The following is a 7,184-nucleotide window of genomic DNA, read 5'->3' as shown; positions in this document are numbered from 1 at the left end:
GACGGCCTGCCTTCGCCCGCCGAACTCGTCCAGCGCGTCCGCCGCGTCGCGCTCGATGCCCAGCAACATCAGGATCTTCCTTTCGAACAGGTCGTCGAAATCGCCCAACCGCCAAGGCACCTCGATCACACTCCGCTCTTCCAGGTCATGTTCTCCTGGCAGAACAATGAGGTCGGCAACTGGCAGTTGCCCGGTATCGCCTCCGCGCTGGTTCCGATCGAGCACCGGATCATCAAGTTCGACCTTGAACTCGATTTGGGTGAGGCCGATGGCCAGATCGACGGCGTCATCCACTACGCGACCGCGCTCTTCGAGCGGGCCACGATCGAACGCCATGCCGACTATCTCGTCGCCATGCTCAAGGCGTTTGCCGATACATCAGCCTTTATGCCGCTGAACCGTATCGACATCCTCTCCAAGCAAGAACGTCAATTGGTTCTTGGAGAATGGAACAACACCAGACAAGCACTGCCTGAAACGACGTTGGAAGCGCTGGTCGAACAGCAGGTCGAAAAATCGCCTGACGCGATTGCCGCCGTGTTCGACGATCAGGCGTTGACGTACCGGCAGCTCAACGCCCGCGCCAATCAGCTGACGCGCATGCTCGTTGCCTCGGGGATCGGACCGGAATCCGTCGTTGCCGTCGCCATTCCGCGTTCGCTCGATCTCATCGTTTCGCTGCTCGCCGTCGTCAAGGCCGGGGCGGCTTATCTGCCGCTCGATACCGACTATCCCGCCGAACGCCTCGCCTTCATGCTTCGCGACGCCAAGCCCGCCGCACTCATCTCGCGCGGCGACGTGCTCGCCCTGCTGCCCGAAACCGGATCGATTCCTGTCTTGCAGATCGATGGAGACGCCCTTCTCGCGCAGTTGGACACGCAGCCCGACCATAACCTCGACAATCGGACTCGCGTCGCGCCGCTTTCGGTACTGCATCCCGCCTATGTGATCTATACCTCGGGGTCGACAGGGACTCCCAAGGGCGCTGCCAATACCCATGCCGGGATCGTCAATCGGCTGCTCTGGATGCAGCATGCTTATCAGTTGCAGCATGACGATGCGGTGCTCCAGAAAACACCTTCCAGCTTCGACGTTTCCGTCTGGGAATTCTTCTGGCCGCTGATCGCCGGTGCCCGCATCGTCTTTGCTCGTCCTGATGGACATCGCGATCCCGCCTATCTCGCTACGCTCATTCAGCAGCAACGCATCACCACCGCGCACTTCGTGCCCTCCATGCTCGAAGCATTCCTGCTTGAGCCTGACGCCGCTCAATGCGGAAACACGCTGCGCCGTATCGTCTGCAGCGGTGAAGCCCTCTCCACTGATCTCGCCAAGCGCGCTCATGCCACTCTCGGCACGCCGCTGCACAACCTTTACGGCCCGACCGAGGCCGCCGTCGACGTCTCCTACTGGGCTTATCGTTCCGACGAGGTGATTGGCAACGCCGCCCCCATCGGTGCACCGATCTGGAATCTCCAGCTTTACATCCTCGATGAGGCGCTGCGTCCCGTGCCGCCGGGTGTACCCGGCGAGTTGTACCTCGCCGGCGCGGGCCTCGCCCGTGGCTATCTGAACCGCTTCTCGCTCACCTCCGAACGCTTCGTCGCCAATCCGTTCACCCCGGGCGAACGCATGTACCGCTCCGGCGATCTCGCACGCTGGCGGCATGACGGTCAGATCGAATACCTCGGCCGGACCGATCATCAGGTCAAGATCCGCGGTTTCCGCATCGAACTCGGCGAAATCGAGGCGCGCCTCGTCGACCATGAGGCCGTGCGCGAAGCCGTGGTCGTCGCCGCGGGTTCCGATGCGGACAAACGTCTGGTCGCTTATGTCGTCGCACCTGCTCAAGCGTTCTCGGATGAACATGCGTCCGAACACGACGCGGCTCAAGCAATGATGAGCGCACTGCGCGTGCACCTCGCCGAACGTCTGCCCGAGCACATGGTGCCCGCAGCGTTCATCCGCCTCGATGCGTTCCCGCTCACCCCCAACGGCAAACTCGATCGCAAGGCACTCCCTGCGCCCGATCAGGATGCCTTCGTCCGACAGGATTACGAAGCACCATCGGGTGAAGTGGAAACGACTATCGCCGGCATCTGGAGCGAACTGCTCGGCATCGAACGCGTCAGCCGCCACGACAGCTTCTTCGCTCTCGGCGGTCACTCGCTCCTCGCCGTCAAACTCATCGAACGCATGCGCCAGCGTGGTCTCAGCCTGTCGATCCGCGATCTGTTCCGCACGCCTACGGTCGTCGCGCTCGCCCAGACCCTCGGCCAGCACCGCGAGATCGAAGTCCCGGCCAACCGCATCACCCCTGAAACCACCGCGATCACCCCGGACCTGCTGCCCCTCATCGACCTCACCCAGGCCGACATCGATCGCATCGTCGCCCAGGTCCCCGGCGGCATCGCCAACATCCAGGACATCTATGCCCTCTCCCCGCTGCAAGACGGCATCCTGTTCCACCACCTGATGTCTACCGAAGGCGACCCGTACCTGCTGTCGATACAAGCCGCCTTCGACAACCGTCCACTCCTCGACCGCTATCTCACGGCCGTTCAACAGGTTGTCGACCGCCACGACATTCTCCGAACCGCGCTCGTCTGGGAAGGTCTTTCGATACCGGCTCAGGTCGTCTGGCGCAATGCACGACTGTCCGTCGAGGAATGCCGCTTCGATCCGATCAATGGCCCGATCGCCACGCAACTGGCCGCGCGCTTCGACCCACGTCATCACCGCATCGACCTGACCCGCGCCCCGTTGCTGCGCTTCGCGATCGCCGAGGACACCGACGGCCGCTGGATTCTCCAGCTGCTCCTACATCATCTGGTCGGCGACCACTCCACGCTCGATGTACTGAATGCGGAGGTTCAAGCCCTGCTGCACGATCCCGATCTGCACCTTCCCGAAGCGCAGCCGTTCCGCAATCTGATTGCGCAAATCCGTCTGGGCATCAGGACCGAGGAACACACACGCTTCTTCCAGTCGATGCTGGCCGGGATCGATGAACCTACCCTGCCGTTCGGCCTCGCGGAAGTCCATCGCGACGGATCGCAGATCAGCGAAGCCCAATTGACTCTGCCTCCGGCGTTGAACAACCGGCTGCGTGCACAAACCAAACGGCTCGGCGTCAGCCTCGCGAGCCTGTGTCATCTCGCCTGGGCTCAGGTCCTCGCCCGTACCACCGGCCGCCAGCACATCGTGTTCGGAACCGTGTTGTTCGGTCGCATGCAGGCCGGCGACGGCGCCGATCGCACCATGGGACTTTTCATCAACACCTTGCCCATCCGCATCGATCTCGACGACGCATCGGTCGAAGTCGGCATCCGTGAGGCTCACACCCGGCTTGCCGATCTGCTTGCACACGAGCATGCGTCGCTCGCGCTCGCCCAACAGTGCAGCAGCATCCCCGCCGGATCGCCGCTCTTCAGTGCGCTGCTCAACTATCGGCATAACGATTCGGCCACGCACGATTCGCATGCGATCGAAGGCATCGAATTTCTCCATGCCGAGGAACGCACGAATTATCCGATCACGCTCTCCGTCGATGATCATGGGAATGCGCTGGGGCTCATTGCCCAGGTCAGTCAACCGATCGATGCGGAACGCATCTGTCGGTATATGGCGCAGGCGCTCGAGAGTCTCGTCGAGGCGCTCGACAATCGATCCAATCGCGCTGTTCGCTTACTCGATATGTTGCCTGATGATGAACGTCAGCTTGTCGTACAGGAGTGGAACAGCACGACGCAGGAAATACCGCATGTGACGCTTCATGAGCTGGTCGAGCAGCAAGCGGAGAAGTCCGCTGATGCCGTGGCAGCCGTATTCGAGAATCAGTCGCTCAGCTATCGGGAACTCAACGCACGCGCCAATCAGTTGGCGCGCATGCTCGTTGCCTCGGGGATCGGGCCGGAATCCGTCGTTGCCGTCGCCATTCCGCGTTCGCTCGATCTCATCGTTTCGCTGCTCGCCGTCGTCAAGGCCGGGGCGGCTTATCTGCCGCTCGATACCGACTATCCCGCCGAACGCCTCGCCTTCATGCTTCGCGACGCCAAGCCCGCCGCGCTCATCTCGCGCGGCGACGTGCTCGCCCTGCTGCCCGAAACCGGATCGATTCCTGTCTTGCAGATCGATGGAGACGCCCTTCTCGCGCAGTTGGACACGCAGCCCGACCATAACCTCGACAACCATGCTCGCGTCGCGCCGCTTTCGGTGCTGCATCCGGCATATGTGATCTATACCTCGGGGTCGACAGGGACTCCCAAGGGCGCTGCCAACACCCATGTCGGGATCGTCAACCGGCTGCTCTGGATGCAGCATGCCTATCAACTCCAGCGCGATGACGCGGTACTTCAGAAAACACCTTCCAGCTTCGACGTTTCCGTCTGGGAATTCTTCTGGCCGTTGATCGCCGGTGCCCGCATCATCTTTGCTCGTCCTGATGGACATCGCGATCCCGCCTATCTCGCTACGCTCATTCAGCAGCAACGCATCACCACCGCGCACTTCGTGCCTTCCATGCTCGAAGCATTCCTGCTTGAGCCTGACGCCGCTCAATGCGGAAACACGCTGCGCCGTATCGTCTGCAGCGGTGAAGCCCTCTCCGCCGATCTCGCCAAGCGCGCTCATGCCACTCTCGGCACGCCGCTGCACAACCTTTACGGCCCGACCGAGGCCGCCGTCGACGTCTCCTACTGGGCTTATCGTTCTGATGAGGTGATTGGCAACGCCGCACCCATCGGCGCACCGATCTGGAATCTCCAGCTTTACATCCTCGATGAGGCGCTTCGTCCCGTGCCGCCGGGTGTACCCGGTGAACTCTATCTCGCCGGTGTGGGCCTCGCCCGTGGCTATCTGAACCGCTTCTCGCTCACCTCCGAACGTTTCGTCGCCAATCCGTTCACCCCGGGCGAACGCATGTATCGTTCCGGCGATCTCGCACGCTGGCGGCATGACGGTCAGATCGAATACCTCGGCCGGACCGATCATCAGGTCAAGATCCGCGGCTTCCGCATCGAACTCGGTGAAATCGAAGCGCGCCTCGTCGACCATGACGCTGTACGGGAGGCCGTGGTCGTCGCCGCGGGTTCCGATGCGGACAAACGTCTGGTTGCTTATGTCGTCGCCCCCGCGCACGCATTCGCTGACGAACACGCTTCACAACAGGAAGCCGCCCAAGCGATGATGAGCGTGCTGCGCGCGCACCTCGCCGAACGTCTGCCCGAGCACATGGTGCCCGCTGCATTCATTCGTCTCGACGCGTTCCCGCTCACCCCCAACGGCAAGCTCGATCGCAAGGCACTCCCTACCCCCGATCAGGATGCCTTCGTCCGACAAGATTACGAGGCGCCATTGGGTGAGGTGGAAACGACTATCGCCGCTATCTGGAGCGAACTGCTCGGCATCGAACGCGTCAGTCGCCACGACAGCTTCTTTGCTCTTGGCGGTCACTCGCTTCTCGCCGTCCGTCTCATGAGCCGTATCGCCGCGATCGGTGCAAACCTGCCGCTCGCCTCCCTCTTCGCCGCACCTTCTCTCGCCGCATTCGCCGACGTCGTTTCTCAACAGCTTCGCACCGCACCCCTCGACCTGCCCGCCATCGAATCGGTGTCCCGCGATCAGCCTTTGCCGCTCTCCTTCGCCCAGCAGCGTCTCTGGTTCCTCGCTCAACTCGATCCGGGCAGCCACGCCTACAACATCCCCTTCGCCATCGATCTGCACGGCGAACTCGATACGCACGCATGGCATGACGCGCTTAACGCACTCTTCGACCGGCATGAAGCCTTGCGCTCCGTATTCGTCTCCGTCGACGGGCAACCGCAGGTCCAACTGCTCCCCGCCGGGTCAGGTGTGCCGCTCCGCCAGCACGTCCTGTCAGAAGGCAATGTCGAAGAACAGGCCCTCCGCCTGCAACACGAGGAAGCTCAAACACCGTTCGACCTCGAACACGGCCCGCTCATTCGCGCCCGCCTGATCCGCTTCAACGCGCATCATCATCAGTTCCTGCTCACCCAGCACCACATCGTCTCCGACGGCTGGTCCTTTGGCATTCTGCTTGGCGAACTCAGCGCGCTCTACGCCGCCGCCGTCGAAAATCGACCCGCCAACCTGCCCGCCCTCGCCATCCAGTACCCCGACTACGCCGCATGGCAGCGTCAATGGCTCGCCGGCGAACGGCTTGCCGAGCAAAGCGAGTTCTGGCGCAGCAACCTCGCCGGCGCGCCTGTTCGCATCGAACTCCCCACCGACCGGCCCCGCCCGTCTCAGCAGTCCTATGCCGGTGCAACCGTTCCTCTGCATATCGATGCCGAACTCACCCGTGCGCTGCGGCAGTTCTCGCAACAGCAGCAGGCCACGCTCTTCATGACTGTCCTTGCCGCGTGGAGCGCTGTCCTCTCCCGGCTCTCCGGACAATCCGACATCGTCATCGGCTCGCCTTCCGCCAATCGCGGGCGCGCCGAGATCGAACCGCTCGTCGGCTTCTTCGTCAACACCCTCGCGCTGCGCATCGATCTCGATGGTCTGCCTTCGCCTGCCGAACTCGTCCAGCGCGTCCGCCGCATCGCGCTCGATGCCCAGCAACATCAGGATCTGCCTTTCGAACAGGTCGTCGAAATCGCCCAACCGCCAAGGCACCTCGATCACACCCCGCTCTTCCAGGTGATGTTCGCTTGGCAGAACAACGAGATCGGCAACTGGCAGTTGCCTGGTATCACCGCCGCGCCGGTTTCGATCGAGCACCGGATCGTCAAGTTCGACCTCGAACTCAATTTGAACGAGGTCGACGGCCAGATCGTCGGTGTCATCAACTACGCGACCGCGCTCTTCGAGCAGACCACCATCGAACGTCATGCCGGCTATCTCGTCGCCATGCTCAGGGCATTTGTTCATGAGCAGGCAACGCCGACGGCTCAGATCGAGATCCTCGGAAACCACGAGCGCACGCAGCTGCTCGAAACATGGAACCAGACACGGCGCGACTATCCCACCCAAATCTGTACGCATCGATTGGTGGAGGAGCGCGCCGAACAGATGCCTTCGGCCATCGCCGTGCGGTTTGGAGATGTCGCGCTCAGTTATGGCGAGTTGAATGCGCGTGCCAATCGGCTCGCGCATCATCTGATCGAGCTTGGCGCGCGCCTGGATATGCCGGTTGCTGTTTGTGTCGAGCGCGCGCCCGC

The 7,184-nt window shown here is 62.4% G+C and carries 1 protein-coding gene; it reads left to right on the top strand.

Features of this window, described 5'->3' with window-relative positions:
• Positions 1-6: 6 nt before the first annotated feature.
• Positions 7-7,184: amino acid adenylation domain-containing protein (locus AC1RQF_RS32890; RefSeq protein WP_492874284.1), on the top strand; the 7,178-nt coding region annotated here is incomplete at its 3' end.

The sequence above is a fragment of the Burkholderia sp. GW821-FHT14F03 genome, from assembly GCF_058803765.1.
Note: the sequence above shows the minus strand (reverse complement) of the source record. Positions and strands in the feature narration are given on the sequence as shown.